This window comes from Acidimicrobiales bacterium (assembly GCA_035531755.1).
GTDB lineage: Bacteria > Actinomycetota > Acidimicrobiia > Acidimicrobiales > UBA8190 > DATKSK01.
The window spans coordinates 25,471-46,002 of sequence record DATKSK010000021.1 but is presented as its reverse complement, the minus strand read 5'-3'; the positions used below and the strand labels follow the sequence as shown (position 1 = coordinate 46,002).

15 protein-coding genes are annotated in these 20,532 nt (G+C 74.0%); 13 read left to right on the top strand and 2 right to left on the bottom strand.

Annotation, left to right across the window (positions count from 1 at the left end; all coding sequences use genetic code 11):
- The 5 genes from VMV22_04495 to VMV22_04475 form a co-directional block, all read left to right on the top strand.
- Positions 1 to 457: hypothetical protein (locus VMV22_04495; protein ID HUY21581.1), on the top strand; the 457-nt coding region annotated here is incomplete at its 5' end.
- Positions 454 to 1,377 (top strand): hypothetical protein, encoded by a 924-nt coding sequence (locus tag VMV22_04490; GenBank protein ID HUY21580.1) that lies wholly within the window; start codon positions 454 to 456, stop codon positions 1,375 to 1,377. The genes VMV22_04495 and VMV22_04490, both read left to right, overlap by 4 nt.
- Before the next feature lie 2 nt (positions 1,378 to 1,379).
- A complete protein-coding gene (locus VMV22_04485; protein HUY21579.1) occupies positions 1,380 to 3,218 on the top strand; it encodes a hypothetical protein in 1,839 nt (612 codons plus the stop codon).
- A gap of 85 nt (positions 3,219 to 3,303) precedes the next feature.
- Positions 3,304 to 3,723, top strand: coding sequence for a 3-hydroxyacyl-ACP dehydratase FabZ (gene fabZ, locus VMV22_04480; protein HUY21578.1), 420 nt, complete (start codon positions 3,304 to 3,306; stop codon positions 3,721 to 3,723).
- An 11-nt stretch (positions 3,724 to 3,734) separates the two neighbouring features.
- A complete protein-coding gene (locus VMV22_04475) occupies positions 3,735 to 4,505 on the top strand; it encodes an exodeoxyribonuclease III (GenBank protein HUY21577.1) in 771 nt (256 codons plus the stop codon).
- A 19-nt stretch (positions 4,506 to 4,524) separates the two neighbouring features.
- Here VMV22_04475 and VMV22_04470 read toward each other — a convergent pair whose 3' ends face one another.
- Positions 4,525 to 6,309, bottom strand: a complete 1,785-nt coding sequence (locus tag VMV22_04470) for an ATP-dependent helicase (protein HUY21576.1) — start codon at positions 6,307 to 6,309, stop codon at positions 4,525 to 4,527.
- A 78-nt stretch (positions 6,310 to 6,387) separates the two neighbouring features.
- Between VMV22_04470 and VMV22_04465 the strand changes: the two genes are divergently transcribed.
- The 8 genes from VMV22_04465 to VMV22_04430 all read left to right on the top strand — a co-directional run bounded on the left by VMV22_04465 (position 6,388) and on the right by VMV22_04430 (position 19,276).
- Positions 6,388 to 7,212, top strand: coding sequence for an alpha/beta hydrolase (locus VMV22_04465; protein HUY21575.1), 825 nt, complete (start codon positions 6,388 to 6,390; stop codon positions 7,210 to 7,212).
- The gene (gene murF / locus VMV22_04460; protein HUY21574.1) at positions 7,209 to 8,843 is read left to right on the top strand and encodes a UDP-N-acetylmuramoyl-tripeptide--D-alanyl-D-alanine ligase; all 1,635 of its coding nucleotides are present in this window, start codon (positions 7,209 to 7,211) and stop codon (positions 8,841 to 8,843) included. Before VMV22_04465 ends, murF begins: the two co-directional genes overlap by 4 nt.
- Before the next feature lie 22 nt (positions 8,844 to 8,865).
- Positions 8,866 to 10,029, top strand: coding sequence for a hypothetical protein (locus tag VMV22_04455; protein HUY21573.1), 1,164 nt, complete (start codon positions 8,866 to 8,868; stop codon positions 10,027 to 10,029).
- Positions 10,030 to 10,128: 99 nt separating this feature from the next.
- Entirely contained in the window at positions 10,129 to 10,830 is a 702-nt protein-coding gene (locus VMV22_04450) for a PH domain-containing protein (GenBank protein ID HUY21572.1), read from the top strand.
- Positions 10,831 to 11,215: 385 nt separating this feature from the next.
- Positions 11,216 to 12,826 (top strand): hypothetical protein, encoded by a 1,611-nt coding sequence (locus tag VMV22_04445; GenBank protein ID HUY21571.1) that lies wholly within the window; start codon positions 11,216 to 11,218, stop codon positions 12,824 to 12,826.
- A complete protein-coding gene (locus tag VMV22_04440; protein ID HUY21570.1) occupies positions 12,823 to 13,653 on the top strand; it encodes a hypothetical protein in 831 nt (276 codons plus the stop codon). The genes VMV22_04445 and VMV22_04440 overlap by 4 nt, the downstream gene beginning before the upstream one ends.
- A complete protein-coding gene (locus tag VMV22_04435; GenBank protein HUY21569.1) occupies positions 13,650 to 18,239 on the top strand; it encodes a hypothetical protein in 4,590 nt (1,529 codons plus the stop codon). Before VMV22_04440 ends, VMV22_04435 begins: the two co-directional genes overlap by 4 nt.
- Positions 18,236 to 19,276 carry a Wadjet anti-phage system protein JetD domain-containing protein gene (locus VMV22_04430; GenBank protein HUY21568.1) on the top strand — a complete coding sequence of 347 codons (1,041 nt, stop codon included), beginning with the start codon at positions 18,236 to 18,238 and terminating at the stop codon, positions 19,274 to 19,276. The genes VMV22_04435 and VMV22_04430 overlap by 4 nt, the downstream gene beginning before the upstream one ends.
- Positions 19,277 to 19,464: 188 nt before the next feature.
- On the opposite strand, the gene VMV22_04425 is transcribed toward VMV22_04430, so the two are convergent.
- The gene (locus VMV22_04425; GenBank protein HUY21567.1) at positions 19,465 to 20,529 is read right to left on the bottom strand and encodes a galactokinase family protein; all 1,065 of its coding nucleotides are present in this window, start codon (positions 20,527 to 20,529) and stop codon (positions 19,465 to 19,467) included.
- Positions 20,530 to 20,532: the final 3 nt, after the last annotated feature.

The following is a 20,532-nucleotide window of genomic DNA, read 5'->3' as shown; positions in this document are numbered from 1 at the left end:
TCCCTCCCCGACGCCATATTCCGTCTGGTACGGAGACTGCTCGACCGTCGCGGGCGTGACCCAGGAGCAGCCGGCGATACCTTCCACGTTCACAGTGACGCCGCAGGGGAGCACATCGGCGACCATCACCGGGCTCACCCCGGTCTCCCTGGCCGTGACCCAGACCGGGGGGGGCGCCCAGGCCCCGACGGCGACCGCCACGGTGGCCGACCCCAATGCCGGCACCGACGGCTGCTCGGCCTCGAACGGCGAGGTCTACACGCTGGCGGGGATGGCCGGCTCGGGGACCGCCTACAGCGACCAGACGGCGATCCTGCCGCAGACCTACAACATCACGGTGACGGACCCCAACAACAACCAGACCACGACCCTGAGCGGCGTGGTGGTGGGCGCCAACAGTGTGGTCTACGGCGGCACGGACTACTACGGCGCCTCCCTCCCGGTGACAGTGCCATGAGCTCCGAGCCCCGCGACGGCGGCTACACGCTGGTCGAGACGGCCTTGACGGTCCTCGTCATGGCGATCGTCCTGGCGGCTGCGTTCCCGATCGTCCCCGTCTTCTTCAGGGAGAGCACCACGGTGCAGAACACCTACAACTCGTTGGACCAACTCGTCCTGGCGTCGGAGGTCGTGACCCGCTTCGTCCACGAGGCCGTCGACCCCGCCCCCGGAGGGTCGGCGTCACCGTTCCTGTCCGCCAGCGCCAACGCGGTCACGTTCTATGCCAACACCGGCAACGCCAACGGGCCCGAGAAGGTCGTGGTGTCGGTGACGTCTTCCGCCACGGGGCGCGCCTTCTCGGCTGACATCTACACGGCTCAGCCGAACACCTGTCCCTTTGCCGCCAACCCCGGCGGAACGTGCAACTACGGCAGCGCGTCGGCAACACGGTCGATCCTGCTCATCAACTACCTGACCAACGGCACGGGGGGGAGCCCGGTCTTCACCTACACCCTGCAGGGGGGTGGCACATGCGGCGGGCCGCCGCCGGGCTCGGGCGGCACCACGCTCAGGTCGGGGACGTACACCGCGGGAACGAGGTACACGACCCCGACCCTCTCGGTCAACGCCCTGACCAACCCGGTGACATCGGGCGACACCATCGTCCTCGGTTCGGGTGTCAACACCCAGGACCTGACCGCCACGGCGACCGAGCCTGTCAGCGCCACGTCGATCCCGGTGTCGACCTTCACGGCCAACGCCACGTACTCCTCGGGAGCCTCGGTCCTCGACAACGCGTGCACGTCGACGCAATTGGCACAGATCACCGCGGTCGGCATCACGTTGCAGGCCACCAAGAACCCCGGTGGGCAGCCGACGGGCTACCAGTCCCTGGCGTACCTGTTCTCGCCCAACTACAACGCGACGGTGGGATGACCATGACCACACACTCCGTGCCCCATGGACCGGCCCACGCCGGAGGCCGGTGGGGCCGCCGGCCCGGCCAGCACGGCCAGCACGGCCAGACCATGCCGCTCGTCCTCGGCATCATCCTCATCCTGTCGCTCGGGACCGTGATGCTGGTGCAGAACACCTTCCAGCAGTTCCCGATCGTCACCAAGGACCTCGTCCAGCACCAGGCCTACCGCGCCATGGTGTCGGGCCTCGACGAGTACCTCTACGCGGTGAACGCCAACTCCAACTTCGCGGCGTGCAACGCGACCTTCGTCAACGGCGCGGGTTCGCCGGTGGGCACCTCGGCGCTCACGTCGGCCTCGTCATCGTGCAGCGCACTGAGCTTCGGGACGTGGACGTCGGTCCCGGGGAGCGGGTCCGCCAACGGCCCCCCGGCATGGTTCCTGATCGACAACCCCAAGATCAACACCTCGACGGGAAACCTCAGCATCGACGTCGTGGGGGCGGCGGGCTACCCGAACACGTACAACTATCAGACCGCGGTCGTCACGCTGCAGCCGCTCAACAGCTTCCTGCTCAACGTGCTGTGGATCAACTTCAACCAGATCGACCCACCGGTCGTGGCGCAGTACGGCAACAACGGGACTCCCAAGTGCACCTACTACTGGAACCCGGCCGGCGGGGGCGTCGACAAGCTCGGGACCAACTGCGCGAACGTCGACTTCGTCACCGCCGACTCGCTCACCGGCAACCTGTTCGTGAACGACACGATCTGGCTGTGCGGCAGTCCGAGCGTGCAGAACGTCCAGACGGCCGATACCCAGCAGAAGTGGGTCCAGGACTGCTCAGGATCACCCAAGGTCTCCGGGACGTGGACCAACGGCGTGCCGATCCAGCCCATCCCGAGCGACAACTCCACGCTGGAGACGCTCGCGAAGGCGAATGGGTGCTACTACGAGGGCCCGACCACGATCGTGCTGAACGGCACGACCATGAACGTGACGAGCTACGGGACGCCCAAGGGCAAGCCGTCCGGGGCGCCGGGTACGTCGAGCTCCAACGACACCCTCAATGACGCCGCCAACACGGCCAACGCGTGCATGCCCGCGTCGCAGGGAGGCTCTGTCAGCCTGCCAGCCAACGGCGTCGTGTTCGTCGGCGGGTGCACGAACCAGGCGAACGGTAAGTGCAACGGGGCCACCGGGACCACGGCACAGCTGAACCCCCTGGCGAGCGCGGGCGAGACGGGCACCGGGGGTGTCATGGCCGGGGACGCCATCGTCCAGGGCACGATCACCAATCCGACGACGGTGGGGGCCGCCAACAACATCGTCATCGACGGCAACCTCTGCTACACCGACACGATGTCCGCCGGAAAGTGCACCCAGACGAATCCCGCCGCCCCGTCGACGAACGTCCTGGGGCTGGTGGCGCTGAACTACGTCGAGGTGAACCACCCCGTTGACAGCGGAGGCAACAACGTGAGCTCGTGCTCGTCGAGCCCGGGCGCGGGTGCGGTCACCTGCGACCTGTCGGATCCCATCATCGACGCCGTCATCCTGGCGCTGAACCACTCGTTCCTGGTGAACAACTACAACACCGGCAACAAGCTCGGCTCGATCAACATGTACGGCACCATCGACGAGGACTGGCGAGGGCCGGTCGGGACGTCGTCGGGCGGCACCATCGTGACCGGCTACGCCAAGAACTACCAGTACGACCAACGGCTCGTGTACCTGTCGCCGCCCTACTACCTGAACCCCGGCACGTCGCAGTGGGGCTTCGCCGCCTTCACGGTGGTCTCGGGCGCTTGCAAGACGCCCTCGGGGAAGTACCCCTCGGCCTGTACGGGCTACCCGTAAGCCGGGCGACCGCGCCCGCAGGGGCGAGCGAGCCCGACGGCCGGGCAGCCGCTCCTCCCGACGAGGGGCGGTAACCTCGGCGGCCGTGCCGCGACCACAGGACGTCCTGCCGCACCGGCCCCCGTTCCTGTTCGTGGACGAGGTGACCGAGCTCGAGCCGGGCCGGCGCGCCCGGGGCTCGTGGTACCTGCGCGGTGACGAGGCCTTCTTCGCCGGGCACTTCCCCGGCCGACCCACCCTCCCCGGTGTGCTGATGGTGGAGTCCCTGGCCCAGCTGGGGGGGATAGCGGTCCTCGCCGACGAGCGCTTCGCCGGGCGTCTGCCGCTGTTCGGAGGCATCGACAAGGCGCGCTTTCGCCGCCAGGTGGTGCCAGGCGAGGTCCTCGACCTCGAGGTGACGCTCGGTCGGCTGTCGGCCCGGGCGGGCACGGGGCGGGGCCGGGCGTCGGTGGGAGGCCAGCTCGCCTGCGAGGCCGACCTCCTCTTCGTCATCGTGGACGCCTGAGGTCGCCCGACGTGCGTATCGCCACCTGGAACGTCAACTCGCTGAACGCGCGCCTGGCGCGTGTGGAGGAGTGGATCGAGTACGCACGACCCGACGTGCTGTGCATGCAGGAGACCAAGCTCGCCGACGCGGCCTTTCCCACGATGGCGTTCTCCGCCCTCGGCTACGAATCGGCGTCCCACGGTGACGGCCGCTGGAACGGTGTGGCCATCGTGAGCCGCGTCGGCCTCGAGGACGTGGCCGCCGGGTTCGGGAGCCCCGTCGACGCCCAGGGCGCCCGGATCGTGGCCGCCACCTGCGGGGGCGTCCGGGTCCACAGCGTGTATGTCCCCAACGGCCGGGACGTGGGGAGCGAGCACTACGACTCCAAGCTGGTCTGGCTCGACGCGTTGCGCGAGCACCTGGCGCGTAACTGCACGCCCACCGACCCGGTGGCGGTGTGCGGGGACTTCAACGTCGCCCCCGACGACCGTGACGTCTGGGACCCGGCCGCCTTCGCGGGCTCGACCCACGTCACTGCGCCGGAGCGCGAGCGCGTGCAGGCGCTCGAGCACTGGGGCCTCGTCGACGCCTTCCGGCTCTGTTACGGCGACGACGGGCTGTTCACGTGGTGGGACTACCGCGCCGGGAACTTCCACAAGCACATGGGACTGCGGATCGACCTGGTCATGCTGAGCCGGCCGCTGGCGGCGAAGGTCACCTATGCGCTCGTGGACCGCAACGCCCGCAAGGGGAAGCAGCCCTCCGACCACGCTCCGGTGCTCGTCGACGTCGAGGTGTAGCCCCGAACCTCGGGCAGGCTCAGCCGGCGTCGGGCAACCGCGCCCGGAGCGACGCCACCCGGGACGCCAGCAGGCGGGGGTCGCCGCTCGGCCGATCGGCGTTGCTCGCCTCCTCCACCGCGGCCAGCAGCGGCGACGGCCGGCAGCGCCACGTCCGGTCCCCGGCCCGGCGGGTGCGGGCCCACGAACACCACAGCTCGTCCTCGGCCCGCGTGAGCGCGACGTACAACAGGCGACGCTCCTCGGCCTCCGCATCGGGCGTGACCGCGTACGCGATGGGGACCATGCCGTCCTCGAGGCCGACCACGGCGACCGCCGGCCACTCGAGCCCCTTGGCCCGGTGGAACGTCGACAGCTCGACGCCGTCGACCGGGTCGAGCGCCCCCTCGCCCTCGCCGCCGGCGGCGAGCCATTCGAGGAATTCGCCCACGGTGGCGTCGGGGGACTCGAGCGCGTGCTCGTCGGCCAGGCGGGCGAGGGCGGGCGGGAGGGCGCCCGGTGCCGTCGGGGCCGGTGGGCCGCCGAGGCGCCCGGGATCGTCGAGCCGCTGCGACTCCCGGCTCATCACCATCTCGGCGAGGGCGCTTCGCAACGGGCGACCGTCGGGCAGCCGCCGGAGCTCGGCGAGCACCCCGCGCCACCTGGTCGCCGTCGTGGAGCCGGTGAGGCGGACGGGGATCCCCGCCGCCGACAGCGCCCGGGCGACGGGCTCGAGGCGGGCGTTCGTCCGTGCCAGCACGGCCAGGTGGGACCACGGATGCCCCGGCCGGTGCGTCCGGCGCAGCCAGCGCCCGACGGCGGCGGCTTCGCTGTCGTCGTCGTCGAAGCCCTCGATCACGGGCCACGGACCGTCGGGCCGCGACGCCCGGCCCGGGTGGCCGCCGAGGACGGCCCGGGCGGCGGACACCACCTGGGGCGTGGACCGGTGGTTGTCGTCGAGGTGCAGGACCGCCGTGCCCGCCAGGAGCACGGGGAGGCGGTCGAGCAGCGTCGGGTCGGCGCCGTTCCAGGAGTAGATGGCCTGGCGGGGGTCGCCGACCACGAACAGATCGCGCCCGTCGCCGAGCCAGGCCATGAGCAGTCGCCACTGGGCCGGGTTGACGTCCTGGAATTCGTCGACGAACACGTGGCGGATGCGCCAGCGCTGGGCGGCCGCGGCCTCGGGGTCGTCCTCGAGCACGATCGCGCACCGCGTGACGAGGTCGTCGAGGTCGATGACGCCCCGTTTGTCCTTCTCGACGACATACCGGTCGAAGGCCTCGGCGACCTCGTGGTGGGTCAGCCCCGGCGGCGCGGCCCGCCCGGCCGCCGCCGCCGCCGACGCGTAGCGGTCCGGCCCGAGCATGCGCACCTGGGCCCAGTGCAGCTCGGCGAGCACGGCGGCGACATTCCCCGTGCCGGCGGGGGCCGGGCCCAGCGCCGCCTGCACGAGGCGGGAGGGATCGTCGATCAGCACCGCGGGCCGCACGCCCCGGTCCGCCCAGTGGCGCCGCAACTGGGCCAGGGCGACGGCGTGGAAGGTCCCGGCCGACACCCGACCCGGCACCCCCAGGCGACCGAGCCGGTCGCGCAGCTCGCCCGCGGCCTTCCGGGTGAAGGTGACCACCAGGGTGCGCTCGGCGGCCGCCGACCCGTCGAGGACGCGCCGGGCGACGCGCCGGGCCAGGACGGTGGTCTTCCCCGACCCCGCGCCCGCCAGGACGCACAGCGGCAGGTCGTCACACGTCACCGCCCGTCGCTGGGCTTCCGTGAGGCCCGCCAGGAGCCCGGGGACGTCGGGCTCGCGGGGCATGGAGCGTGTCACCGGGGCGACCGTACCGGGGGGGTGTGTCGGGGCGAGGGATGGGCGGGGGCGGCGGGTACCGGCACTAGCCTCGCCCGGGTGCTGCGGTCGCTCGGCGGTGGGGCGATGTATGGCGAGACCTGGGGAGACGGGCCGCCGTCGGTGCTCGTCCTGCACGGTTGGCGGCGGACCCACGCCGACTTCGCCGGGTCGGTGGGGCCGGCGTGGCCGGAGGGCCCGCTCCCGACCCTGGCGCCCGACCTGCCCGGGTTCGGCGCCACCCCGGCCCCCGCCGTCGCCTGGGGATCGGTGGACTACGCCGCCGCGGTGGCACGGCTCTTCGACGCGCCCCCGCAGCGCGGTGGCGAGGGGGGCGCCCGAGAGGAGCGCGGTGGCGAGGGGGGCGGTGGCGAGGGGGGCGCCCGACGCGTCGTCGTGGTCGGGCACTCGCTCGGAGGGCGCATCGCCGTCCGGCTGGCGGCGGCGCGGCCTGAGCTGGTCGGGGCGCTCGTGCTCAGTGGCGCGCCGCTGGTCGCGCGTGGCGGCCGCCGGCGTCCTCCGGTGGTGTTCCGGGTGGCCCGTGCCATGCACCGGGCACATCTCGTCGGCGACGCCCGCATGGAGCGCGCCCGGCGTCGGCACGGCTCGGCCGACTACCGCGCCGCCGAGGGTGTGATCCGCGACATCCTCGTGCGACTGGTGAACGAGCGCTACGACGACGCCTTGGCGGCGGTGCGCTGCCCGGTGGAGCTCGTGTGGGGGGACGACGACGCCGAGGCACCCCTGTCGGTGGCGCGCGCCATCGTCGACGCGCTGCCCGACGCCCGCCTCACCGTGTGCCCGGGGGCGGGTCACCTCACGCCGCTCACCGCCCCTGGCGAGCTGCGCGCCGCCGTCGAGCGGGCGCTCGCCCGACGGACGTGACCGCTCCGGCACCGGGCGCGGCCGGAGTCGTCCTGGGGGCGTCCTTCGGCGGCGACGGCCACGTGCTGCGCTCGGTGGTCGTGGCCGCCTGCGGGCTGTCGATCCTGCTCTCCGGGGTCCGGTGGCTGCGGGTGGCGCAGCGGGAGCACTATCTCGCCGACTCGGCGTCGCGCTTCGCCGTCCGGTGGGGGGCCGTCGTTCCCGTCAACACGCTCGGGCTGGCGGTGGCGGTCACCGGCGTGGTGCTGGCGTCGCGGTGGCCGGTCACCGCCCTCGCCACCGCCGTGGTGGTCGCCGTGGGCCCGGTCGGCCTGGGCCTGCGGGGCCGCACCGCACCGTTGGCGTGGACACGTCGCCTGCGGACGCTCGCCGTGGTGTGGATCGTCCTCGAGGCCGCCGCCGTCACCGTGGCCACCCTCGCCGGGCAGGGCCCCGTCGGCGCGGCGGCCGCCGCGCTGGCCGCCCCGGCCCTCGTCGACCTGGCCTGCGCCCTCGTGGCACCACTCGAACGGCGCCTGGCCGGGGCCCACGTGGCGCGGGCCGCGGCGCGCCTTCGCCGGGTCGCACCCCGGGTGGTGGCCATCACCGGCTCCTACGGCAAGACGAGCACCAAGGGGTACGTCGCCCACCTGGTCGGGGGCGCCATGACGGTCGTCGCCAGCCCCGCCAGCTTCAACAACCGGGCCGGGCTGGCCCGGGCCGTCAACGAGCACCTCGCCGACGGCACCGAGGTGTTCGTGGCCGAGATGGGGACGTACGGACCCGGTGAGATCGCCGAGCTGTGCACGTGGGTCCGGCCCGAGGTGGCCGTGATCACCGCGATCGGCCCCGTCCACCTGGAGCGATTCCGATCCGAGGAGCGCGTCCTGGGGGCGAAGGCCGAGATCCTGGCGGGCGCGCGCTGCGCCGTGCTCGTCGTCGACGACCCGCGACTCGCGGCGCTGGCCGACGCCACCGCCGCCGGGGGCACGACCGTGTGGCGCGCCTCGGGGCGCGATCCCGGGGCCGACGTGGCGGTGACCGGGGGGCCCGGCGGGCGGCGCGTGCACGTCCGGGGCGAGGAGATCGCCCGCGATGTCGAGGTGGACGTGCGCCCGGGGAACCTGGCGGCCGCCGTCGCCGTGGCCGTCGAGCTCGGCGTGCCCCCGGCCGACGTGGCCCGACGTCTGGCCACCTTGCCGGCGTCGCCGCACCGGCTGGAGCCGTCGGTGAGCCCGGGGGGGTTCGCCGTGCTCGACGACACCTACAACGCCAACCCCGCCGGCGCCCGGGCGGCGCTGGAGGCGCTGGAGCGTCTGGGACAGGGCGCGCAGCGGCGCGTCGTGGTCACGCCCGGGATGGTCGAGCTCGGTGCCCGCCAGGCCGAGGAGAATGCCCGCTTCGCGCGGGAGGCGGCCGGTGTCGCCACCGATCTCGTCGTCGTGGGCCGCACCAACCGCCGGGCGCTGCGGCGCGGCGCCCGGGCGTCCTCCGGCACGAGCGCCCCGGCGGTCGGCGAGCCCGCCGGTTCCCGGCCCGCCCGGGTGGTGGTGGTCCGGACGCGCGACCAGGCCATCGGGTGGGTGCGTGCCCACCTCGGGCGGGGCGACGTCGTGCTGTACGAGAACGACCTGCCCGACCACTACCCTTGAGCGCGCCCGGACCGCCCCCCGCGTGGCGTCCCGCGATTTCACCGAGCTCGGGAGCAGACCGTTGAACGCCACCACCGCCCACGCCGCCGTCGCCTTCGGGGGACCGTCGCCCGAACACGACGTGAGCATCCTGACGGGGCTGCAGGCGGCGCACGAGCTCGCCGGCGCCGGGCGCGACGTCACCGGCCTGTACTGGACGAAGACGGGGGAGTGGTTCCGCGTCGACGCCGGGCTCGAAGCCGTCGACTTCGTGGAGGGCGTCCCCCGCGCCGCCGAGGGCCTGCGCCTGGTGGCCGGGGGGGAAGGTGCGGGCTTCGTGCCGGCGGGCGGCCGGTTGGGCCGGCCCCGGCCCCTGATGGTGGACGTGGTGGTCAACTGCTGCCACGGCGGCCCGGGCGAAGACGGGTCGCTCCAGGCCGCCCTCGACCTGGCGGGTCTGGCCTACACGGGCCCGGGGGTGGCCGCCGCCGCACTGGGCATGGACAAGCTGGCGTTCGCCGGCGTCGTGGGGGCCGCCGGCCTGCCGGCGCTCCCGCGCGCGCTGCTGGGGGCCGACGGCGCTGATGTCGGCTTCCCCGGGCCCTACATCCTGAAGCCGCGCTACGGCGGGTCGTCGATCGGCATCGAGGTCGTCGAGGACCTGGGGACGGCCGTCGGCCGTCTCGGCGCCAACCCCCACCTGCGTCGGGGGGCCGTGGTCGAGCCGTACCGCCCGGACCTCTTCGACCTCAACCTGGCCGTGCGGGCCTGGCCCCGGCCCGCCCTGTCAGCGGTGGAGCGGCCGCTGCGCACGACCCCGGCGTCGGAGATCCTCGGCTACGCCGACAAGTACGTGGGCGGCGAGGGGATGGCCAGCGCGCCGCGCCAGGTCCCGGCCGACGTGCCCGGGCCGCTGGTGTCGGCGCTGCACGACGTGGCGCGGCGCGTGATGGCGCTCACCGACGTGCGCGGTGTGGCGCGCATCGACTTCCTGTCGGACGGCGACACGCTGTTCGTCAACGAGGTCAACACGATCCCCGGTTCCCTGGCGCGCTACCTGTGGGTCGACCCGCCGGTGCCGTTCCTCGGGCTCCTCGACGCGCTGATCACCGAGGCCCTCGAGCGCCCGGCGGTGCACCACTCCGCGGCGGGCGCCGACGGCACCGTCCTGCGCAGCGCCGGGGGCATCGCGGGCAAGCTCGCCTGAGCGGGCGCCGCCTACAGGGCGCCGCGCCGATGCACCGTCGGGCCGCCGGCGCCCGGGATTCCCGCTGTCTTCCCAGGCACGGGGATACGCTGGGCGGGCATGCCATTTCCCCGCCGGCTGCTCACCGACGACGAAGACGTGATCGTCGAGCTCCGGCCGCACTGGGCGTTCCTGGGCTGGCCGCTGGTCGTCGCCGTCGCCGTCGTGGTCCTCGCCATCGCGGTCGTGGCCTCCTTCCCGCACGCCCCGGTGGGGGTGCTGTACCTGCTCCTGGTGTCGGTGTCGGTGTCGGCGCTGTGGCTGGCGGGGCGGCTCGTGCGCTGGTTCGCCACCAATCTGGTCGTCACCACGAGCCGGATCGTGCAGCGCTCGGGCGTCCTCTCGCGCAACGGGCTCGAGCTGCGGCTCGAGCGGGTGAACCAGCTCTCGTACCACCAGTCGATCGCCGCCAGGCTGTTCCGCAGCGGCGAGCTCCTGGTGGAGATGGGCGGGGAGACGGGCGTGATCGTCTTCGACCACGTGCCGCGGCCCGCGGCGGTGCAGGCGGTCATCACCGAGCAGATCGACGCCGTCCACCGCCGGCCCGGGCCGACCCCGGCCGGCACCACGCGCCGGACGTGGGACGACGCCGGCCCCGGGTCGGGAGACACGCCGCCTTCGGGCACGACGCGAGTCGCGCCCGTTCGGGGCGAGGCGTCGATCGCCGACCTGCTGGTGGAGCTCGACGAGCTGCGGCGTCGGGGCATCGTGACCGACGCCGAGTTCGCCACCAAGAAGGCGGAGCTGCTCGACCGGCTCTGACGACGGTGAGGTCAACACCGCATGATGGTGAGGTCAACACCGCATGATGAGGACGTCGAGCAGGTCACGCCGTGGACCGTCACCGACACGATGAAGAGGGAGGGCAGGGGCCGCCAGGCCGACTTGCACGCCTTGCACCCGGGCACGGGCCCCGAGGCGGACCCTCGAAGGTCCCGGTCGAAGTGACGTGGCTGCCCCCGATCGCCGTGGGCATCGGAGAGGTCATATCCGTGGTCGGCCCCAACCGCCACACCGGCCACTCGACGGGTCGGGGTGCAACGCCGGCACGCCCGGCCCCGACTGCGGCGACACAGCGCCCTGGCACACTGGGGCGTGGTCCAGCGACGCCGCGCGCCCGCTGGTGCCGGTGGGCGGAGGAGCGACGATGAGGGCAGGCGACACGCAGGACCAGGAGGAGGGCCGCGCCACGGACGCCGCCGCCAGCGAAGACCTCGGTGTCGAGGTGTCGGCCCTCGGCGACCCTCTCGGTTCGCCGCTGTTGCGGATCCCCACCGACGACACCGCCGTCGTCCGGAGGACGAAGTCGGTGTCGGCAACCCGCCCCCTCCACGACCTCGACCGCAACAAGGAGTCCTACGGGGGCGGGTTCTGGGACGACTACGACCTCATGAGCCTGGGCCTTGCCGTCATCGACCAGGTGGCCCTGGCCATGGGGGTCTCGGCCGGGATGCTCTACGACGACGCGCGCACGTACCTCGAATCCGAGGCTGCCCGCCAGTGCCCGGGGGCGCCGCTCGAGCAGCACGCCGCGGTGGCCGCCCGCGTCCTTCGCGCCCTCGTCGGCGAAGACCCCCATGAGTACACCTACGTCGACCACGCCGGCGACGCCCCGGTCCGGCGCGTGCACAGCTACCAGTTGCTCTACGAGCAGTGGAACGCGGACGACACGACGCATCTGCGTGCCAGCGCGCAGGCCGTCAACGTGCTCGTGAACGCCCTCGACATGGACCCCGAGAGCGCGGCCATCGCGTCGGACTTCCAGATCCAGGAGCTGGTGCGCCGCGGCGCGCTCGACTCTGCCGTCGCCGTGGCCCAGACGAAGCGCTACGTCACCATCCAGTACATGGAGTACATCCGCGGTGTGGTCCGCGATACCCTCGTGGACCCCGACGCCTTCGACTGGGACGAGGAGGTCCCCGCCATCCTCGCCCGAGCCCTCGATCACGTCGAGGAGCGCCTCGCCAGCGAACGGGCGCTGGTCTCCGCCATCGAGGGGCACCGCGCCGCCGCCACGGACACAGCCCTGCGCCAGACGGCGAACCGGCTCGTGACCCTCCTGCGCGAAAGTGGGCAGCGCCACAGCGAGCTCCAGCGCCACCTGCTGCGTGCCCGGGGAGAGCTGCGCCGCGCCCAGGACGAGCGATTCGCCCGCTCCCCGGGGAGCTGCCAGCGCGCCGAGGTCGAAGCGGACCTGGTCCTGCCCGCGCTCGGCGCCCCCACTCGGCGGGTCGCCCCGTGGTGCGAGGGGCTCCTGGCGCGCGTCGGGGGGCTGCACCAGCCCGCGCTCGCCTCGGGTGCCGTCCTCCTCGACGAGCTCTTCGAGGCGCCGCGTGATCCGGCGACGGGGGAACCGCTGCCCGATCCCACCTTCGCCGAGACCGCCGCCATCGTCTGGTGGGAGCCGTACTGGGGCCTGGCCGACGCGCTCATCGCCTCGCTCACCGCGCCCACTCGGCTCGGCACGCTCATCGAGCGCGCGCTGTCGGTCGCCGAAGAGCACCTCGACGTCCAGGGCTCACCCCTCGATCGGTCCGGCCTGGTGGCCGCGGTCTGCCACGTGGCCCACGAACACATCGCCACGCCCTTCGCCGGGGCCGAGCGCGACACTGCGGTCGTCGTGGCCATCCCCACCGGCACCCGCCTCGCCACTGCTGGCATCGACGCCGACGACCTGCTCCTCGCACCGGTCGTCCTCGGTCCGACCCCGCCCGAAACGCCCGAAGCCACCCTCACGACCATGGAGGTGTCCTCATGACCCCGGCCGTCTCGAGCGACGACCTGGCGGACGCCGGGCGCCTCCTCGGGTACTGCGCGCGCCCCAAGGAGCGCCCGGCCCGCGACGCGCGGTACCAGCGACTCGTCCAGCGCTACGACGAGGACGCGGAGTTCGCCGAGGTCTGCGACTCCGTGGCGGCCGGGGCGGGGCTCACCCTCATCGTCGACGGCGACGTCGGGGTCATCGCCACTGCAGGTGGCGACTCGCCGCTGCGCATGCCGCTCTCCCAGTTCATGGCCCGGACCAACCCGACCGGGGGCCGGGCGCTGTCGGGGGTCGTGCTCTTGTGCGTGGTGAAGGTCTGCTACCCCCAACCACAGCACCTCGACGACCCGCTGCGTGTCGCGCGGGTGAGCGCGGCCGGGGTGACCGAGTACCTCGAGCGCCTCGTCGCCAGGTTCGCCGATGAGGCAGGCGACCCCGACGCCGATCGCCCCGAAGAGCGCGAGCTGTGGCGCGAGTGGGCAGCGCTGCGACGCGGCCGCGCCGCGGCGCAGCGGGCCTCGGCCAAGGACCGCGTCGGGCTGGTGAAGAAGGTGTGCCGGTTCCTCGAGGACGAGGGGCTGCTCCTGAGGGCCTCCGACGACGATGACGGGACCTGGCGGGCCACGCCGCGGATGCGGCTGGTGGCGCGGAGCATCGTCGAGGACTCGGACCTCTTCCGCGCCCTGCTCGAGGCGGTGCGCGACGAGCCCGCCGACGAGATCGTCGCCGCCGACACGGCCGCAGTCGACGCCGACGGCGCGTCCGACGAGCCGCTCGACCCCGCCGACCTCGGCTCCCTTGCCCCCGCGGAGACCCGATGACCCTCATGATCCCCGACGCCACCCCGCTCGAGGCCGAACCGCCGGGCCTGGCCCTGCGCCGCCTCCACCTGCGCTCGGTCGGCCCCGACGAAGCGCGCTCCGACCCTCTGGACCTCGCGCTCACCACGCCGGAGGGAGCAGCGTCGGCCCGCAGCCTCCTGGCGCTGACCAACACCGGTGGCAAGACGACGCTCATCACCCTGGCCTGCTCGGTCCTGGTCACGGCGGCCAAGCACCAGGTGGGCAAGGCCAACATCGGCGAATACGTCCAGAGCGGCGACACCGCGCACGTGGTCCTGGAGTGGGAGGCCACCGGCGTGGGCCGTTTCGTCACCGGGGCGGTCTACGAGTGGCCCAATCGCACCCGCCCGGGCGGCGTGGCGCCGATATCAGACCTCAAGCGCGCCTGGTACACCTTCCGCTCCGAGGAGCTGGGCATCGACGACCTGCCCTTCAACACCGACGCGCGCACACGCCGGACCCTCGAGGACTTCCGGGCCCGCACCGAGGAGGTCTTCGCCGCGCGGCCCAGCGCGCGGTTCATCTGGACCTCCCAGCAAGGCGAGTGGGCACGGGTCCTCGACGAGCAGACACCGCTGGACCCTGAGCTGTTCCGCTACCAGATGCGGATGAACGACCAGGAGGGCGGGGCCGGCGCCTTGGTGAAGCGCTTCACCTCGGGCGAAGAGGTCGTACGCTTCTTCGTCGAGGTCCTCAACGACATCGACGCCATCGGCGCGTTCACCACGACCCTGCGCGAGTACGCCGCCTCGTCGGCCCAACGCCGTGACTGGGAGGTCGAGGCCGTGTTCTGTGGTGCGATGGTCGAGCACCTCGAAGCCCTGGGATCGGCCGACCGGCGCCTGCGCGACGCACGCACTGCCGAGCGAGACACCGGATACCGGGGGGCGGAGCTCGCGGCGGCGCTCACCGGTCGCGCCGACAACGAGGACCGGGCGGCAAAGGCCATCGAAGAACGCGTCGAGACCCAGGGCGCCGAGGTCACCGCCCTCACCGCCACCGTTCGGCGCAACGAGGATGTCCGCTCCCAGCTGCGCCTCGAACTGGCCCGCTTCGAGGTCGCGGCTGCCGAGGAGCGGCTCGCGACGGTGGGCGCACAGCTCGAGGCCGCCGCCGCCGAGCGTGACGCCTGGCAAGCGGTCGGGCCGGTCCAGCGCCTCGCCAACGCACACGCCGTGGCCGACGCGGCGCGACGGGACTACGAGAGCGCGGAGGGCGAGCTGGCCCCCCTGCGCGCCCGGGTCGATGCGGTCGGGGCGGCGTTGGCCGCCAAGCACGCGGCGCTGGCCGCCGAAGCCGACGAGCGGGTGACGGCGGCCGAGGCCGATGTCGCCCGCCACGCCGAGGAGGCCGAGCGCGCCGAGCGGGCCCGCACCGCCGCGCTCGAGGCACGCGGCGCGGCCCGCCAGGAGCTGAGCGCCATCACCGCGGCGGAGACGGCGGCCCGCACCGCCCTCGGCGCCCTGGTCAGCGCCGGCGACGCCAAGCGTTCCGAACGCGCCGCCGATGCCGAGGCGCGGTGGGAGCGCACGGTTGGGCTGCTGCGCGAACGCGAGGCGAGCGCGGGGGAGCAACTCGACGCCGCCGACATCGAGCTGGCCGCCCTCGCACCGCGCCTCGAGACGGCCCGGGCCACCCTCGACGAGGCCCGCCGCCGCCGCGACACCCTCACGGAGCGCAAGACGCGCTACCTCGACGACATCGGCCGGCTCAATGCCGACGAGGCCGTGCGGGCCGAGGCCGGCGGTGAGATCACCGACGTCGCCATGGCCTCGCGGGTGGCCGAAGGGTGCGCGACACGTGCCGCCGAGGCCGAGCGCGAAGCGGCGGACCGGGACGCCGAGGTCCAGGCCATCGACCGCGAGCTCGCGCCCCTCGAGTCCGGGGACATGCTCGTCACCGTCGACGACATCGAAACCCTGTGCCGGGCGCTCACGGACGGGGGCATCGGCGCGGTCACCGGGTGGCACTGGCTCGCCCACCACGACGACCCCACCCTCGCCCGTCGGGTCATCGAGGCGCACCCCGAGCTGGCGAACGGCATCGTGGTCACCGACCCTGCCCGACTGGCCGAGGCTCTCGCCCTGCTCGAAGGCCGGGCAGAACGTCCCCGCCTGGCTGTCGTGGTGAGTGCGGGCGAGCTCGCGCAGATCGCCGCCGACAGGGACCGGGAAGCGGCCCACGACCGCACGTCGAGCCCTACCCGCGGCGTCGTCGAGCCCCATCGCGCCCTGTGGGACCCGGCGTGGGCGCAGCGCACGGCCGACGAACTGCGAGACCGACGGAGGGTTGCTGCCGACCGCGCCGGGCACGCCCGAGCGGCGGCCACCTCGGAGCGCCGGGTCGCGGCCGAGCTCACCAGCTTCGTCGGGCGCTGGAACGCCGAGCCCCACGATGCACTGGTCCAACAGATCCACCTGGAAGAGGCCGCGGTCGCCGACGCGGACGCAGAGGTCGCCCGACTCCGTGCGGCCACGGGCGACGCCGAGGGGCGCCGGGCCGGCGCCACCCGTAGCCTGCGGGAGGTCGGTGCAGAGATGACCGACGCCATTGCCCGCGGCGAGCGGGCCCGCGCCGCTGCCGTTCGGGAAGCCGCCGCGACCACCGCCGGCGCGCGCCGCGCCGGGGTGGTCGACGCTCAAGAACGCGCCCAGCGGGACGAGCGCGCCGCGACCGACGCCGGGCGCGATGCCCGTGCCGCTGCAGCACGGGCCCAGGAGACCGCCGCGACGGCGCGCGCCGAGGGCCGCGCCGCCCGCAGGGACCAGGCCGAGGTCGGCATCGAGCCCGCGAGCGCTGTCCCGGCCACGCCGCTCCCCGAGCTCACCGCCACGCTGCGCGCTCTGCGCGAGGAGCTGACGGAGGCCGAGCGAGGGTCGGACCACGCGGACCGGCTCGACCGGACCAGCCGCGAGGTGGCAGACGCCCGCGCCGTGGTCGACACCATCGACGCCACCGCTCGCGCCACCGCGTCGGAGTATCTGGGGATGTTCGAGGCATCCAACGCCACCTTGCTCGCCCACAGGGTTGCCGACGCCGAGGAGGAGCACCGTCGCCAGCTCGCCGTCAAGGCCCGCGCCGATCAGGACCACGCCGATGCGGTGCGCACCCTGGCCGAGCGCTCCCCCGAGGACCGCCAGGTGCACGTCACACTGCCGACCGAGTGGGTGCCGGCCGATGCGCAACGCGCCGGCGACCTCCTCGAACGGGTCAACGACCTGCTCGCCGTCGATCGCGAGCGCCTGAGCCGGCTCGCGTCGACCCTCGATCGCTCCAAGGCCGACCTGGCCGACGCCCGGCGTGCTGCGGAGGACTTCCTCTTCGTCGCCACCTCGTGGCTCGGCCCGGCCGACGACACGATCACGGCCCCCGCCTTCGTCGGCGGGAAGGACGACGCCACCGCGGCGCTCTCGGTCTGCGCCGCCGACTGGCAGGCGGCGGGCCGGGAGCTGGCCATGGCCACCGAGGCGCGCAGCGCGGCCCACTCCAAGGTCCGCACCACGGCCGCCTCGCGTCAGTACGGCGCGCTGGTCTCGACGCTGCGTGACCGCTGCCAGAGCGCGGAGATCGACGACGTCGCCCCCCAGGCCGATACCTGGGCCCGCGACGCCCGCATCCGGGCCGCCGGCCTCGCTGCCGACCTGGCCGACCTCGACCGTCACCGTGCGATCCTCGTGGGTCAGCTCGAGTCGATGTGCGACGCCCAGCTCCGAATGCTGCGCGAGGTCACGCGCTGCTCACAGATGCCCGAAGGACTGGGCGAGCTGTCGGGGAAGCCTGCCTTCCGGATCGACTTCGATCGGGCGCCGGCCCCCGACGTCCACGGCAAGCTGGCCGCCCGGGTGGACGAGTGGGCGCAGTACCTGGCCGCCGACCCCAAGCGCCGCCCCGAGCCCACCCGGTGGCTGGCCGACGCCCTTCGCGACACGGTCCGCTCCGGTGCCGGCGGCGGGTGGCGGGTGCAGGTGCTCAAGCCGTCGGTCGACTTCGCCCTGGCGTATCGCAGCCCCGACCGCATCGAGCGCGAGTACTCCGGTGGCCAGGAGCTCACACTGGCGGTGCTCCTGTACTGCACGCTGGCCAGGGTGCGGGCCCAGAACCGTACGAGCCGGGCGCGCCCGCCGGGGGTGCTCATCGCGGACAACCCCTTCGGCGCGGCGTCGAACCCCGCCCTCATCCGGATGCAGCAGGCGCTCGCCGCACGCGCCGGGATCCAGCTGGTGTGTGCAACGGGTCTGGACGACCCGGCGGTCCTCACCTCCTTCGAGGGGCCTCGGGCCCGGGTGCTGCGGCTGCGCAACGACCGGGACCAGCGCCGCGGCCTGCACTACCTGCGGGTCGATGACCCCGAGCTCCTCTCGGCCGTACGCGCCTCGGTCCTGGGCGACCACGGAGAGCAGACCGACAACGCCTTCCTGAGCGCGACCGGCTACACCGTCGCCGCCGACCTCCCGACGGTGGTGCCGGCCGCTCCCCCCGACGGACAGGGCGCCGACGTGCGGCCGACGGCAAACGGCGCCGAGGCGCCGGAGGGCACACCGCCGGAGACGGGCACCTCCGGGTGACGGTGGTCACCTCGCGCACCGAGCGCCTGCGGGCCCGGATCGACGCTGCCGGCCGGGTGAAGCTCCCTCTCGGCGCCCTGCTCCGGTCGTGGTCCGAGGCCGCCCCCGAGCTGCGGGGCCGCGCTGATCAGTTCGAGCTGCTCGTCGCCTCGCTCGACGACCTCGCCGCCATCGGGCACCTCACGCTCCCCGCCGCGGCCTCGTGGGACCGCAGCACCACGCCGGCCCTGCCTTTCTTCGTCACCGTCCCCGGGGCGCGCCGTGCCCGGCGCCCGGGCACGTGGCGGAGCCACCCCTGGTGCCCCGAGCTCGCCTGGGTGGCGTCCCTGACGACACTGACCGAGCGCCTGGTCACCGACCTCCTCGCCGTCGACGACTGGTTGGGAGGCGGAGGGCCCGAAGGCGACGAGCCGCTGCCGCTCCGCATGCGGTCATCGGAGATCTTCGGCGACGAGAAGCGCCTCGACGACCTGACGAAGTCCGCCCTCTTCGGCCCCGGGCGTCTGAGCCTCGAGCTCCTCGGCGCCAGGCGCTATCCACCACCCCTCGCCATGCGCCGCGTCGGGGACGGGCCCGAGGTCTTCGTGGTCGAGAACTCCGACCCGTTCTGGGCTGCTTCCACGATCCTCGAGCGCATCGCCGGCCCCATCGGCCGGGTGGCGTTCGGGTCAGGGGCATCGGTCGAGTCCTCGATCGCCGCCCTCGCCTGGGAGGACCGGCATCCGGCCGCCATCTGGTACTGGGGCGACCTGGATCCCGAAGGGCTGAGGATCGCGTCCGGCGCGGCGGCCACCGCCCTCGGAGCGGGCCTCGTGCGCTTGCGCCCGGCGGACCCGCTGTGGTCGGCAATGGTGGGCTGCCCGGTCGCCACCGCCGGCGAGGTCGACTGGGGCCCGGTGGACGAGTCCTGGCTCGGCCCGACGACGTGGGAGGCCACTGCGCCCGTGCGCGCCGTCCACGGCTGTGTCCGCCAGGAGGCGGTCCCCGTCGCCGCCCTCGAGGCCGCCCTCGTCGCCCTGAGCGCTGCCGTCCGATGAGGCACGCCACTCCCGACCGCCCACCATCGGCCGTCCGCCCCCGCTGCGCCTCGAGCCGTCCGCGCTCGATGGCCGTCCGGAGTGTGTGCACGCGCTGTTCTCCTGTTCGCGAGCACCACGACGAGGTACTCGTGCGTCGTGTCGGCGTTTCCATCACCCCAGCTCGACAATTCGAGCCCCGACGCTGGTCAGAGGCCTGAGACCACGTTCGCACCGCCCGTGGCGCGCACCCGCCACGCCGGCGTGGGCAGGGCGCCGACGTCGACGGCGCCGGGCTCGGTGAGCGCCACGACGCACCCGCCGAACCCGGCCCCGGTCAACCGGGCCCCGAACACGCCCGGTTGCGCCCCGAGCCACGCCACCAGCGCGTCGAGCGCGGGCGTCGACACGTCGAAGTCGTGCGCCAGGCTGTGGTGGCTGGCGGTCATGAGCCGTCCCGCCTCGGCCAGGTCCCCGGTTCGCAGGGCGCCGACCACGGACCGGACGCGCTCGCACTCACTGGCCACGTGGCGCGCCCGGCGGCGCAGCACCGGGTCCGGGATGCCGGCGGCCTCGGTCGGCCCGAGGCGCCCGAGCGGCCCGAGCCGGCGGGCGGCGGCCTCGCACTCGGCCCGGCGCGCCGCGTAGGCGGAGCGGTCGAGCGTGCGCGTCTCGCCGGAGTGCACCACCACGACCTCGGCGCCGGCCGGGATGGCGACGTGTTCGGTCGACAGGTCGGCGAAATCGATCAACAGGGCGTGGCCGGGACGCGCCGCGCTGACGACGAGCTGGTCCATGAGCCCCGCGGGCACGCCGGTGGCGGCCTGCTCGGCCCGCTGGCAGAGGCGCGCCACGGTCACCGGCTCGGCCTCGAGCCCGAGCGCCAGCGCGGTGGCCACCTCGAGCGCCGCGCTCGACGACAGCCCGGCCCCGATGGGAAGGGTCGTCGCCACCCGCCCCCGCCCGCCGGACGCGGGGTGCACCGCCGCCACCACGGCGGCGACGTAGCGCGCCCAGCGCGGTTCCACCGCCCGGAGCAGCGCGGGGTCGAACGGCACGTGCACGTCGACGTCGGCGGGCTCGGGCTCGTCGGCCGACCACAGCACCACGCGGTCCCCGCCGTCGGGGACGAAGGTCACCGTGGTCCCGAGGTCGACGGCCATGGGGAGGGCGACGCCCTCGTTGTAGTCCGTGTGGTCACCGATGAGGTTCACCCGGCCGGGGCTGTGGGCGCGTACCGGGACACCGGGCACCGGCTCGGGGGGATGGGCCATCGG

Coding starts and splice junctions, on each gene's coding strand:
- VMV22_04490 (HUY21580.1), top strand. CDS start 454: ATGAGCTCCGAGCCCCGCGACGGCGGCTACACGCTGGTCGAGACGGCC.
- VMV22_04485 (HUY21579.1), top strand. CDS start 1,380: ATGACCACACACTCCGTGCCCCATGGACCGGCCCACGCCGGAGGCCGG.
- VMV22_04435 (HUY21569.1), top strand. CDS start 13,650: ATGACCCTCATGATCCCCGACGCCACCCCGCTCGAGGCCGAACCGCCG.
- VMV22_04425 (HUY21567.1), bottom strand. CDS start 20,529: ATGGCCCATCCCCCCGAGCCGGTGCCCGGTGTCCCGGTACGCGCCCAC.
- VMV22_04440 (HUY21570.1), top strand. CDS start 12,823: ATGACCCCGGCCGTCTCGAGCGACGACCTGGCGGACGCCGGGCGCCTC.
- VMV22_04450 (HUY21572.1), top strand. CDS start 10,129: ATGCCATTTCCCCGCCGGCTGCTCACCGACGACGAAGACGTGATCGTC.
- VMV22_04445 (HUY21571.1), top strand. CDS start 11,216: ATGAGGGCAGGCGACACGCAGGACCAGGAGGAGGGCCGCGCCACGGAC.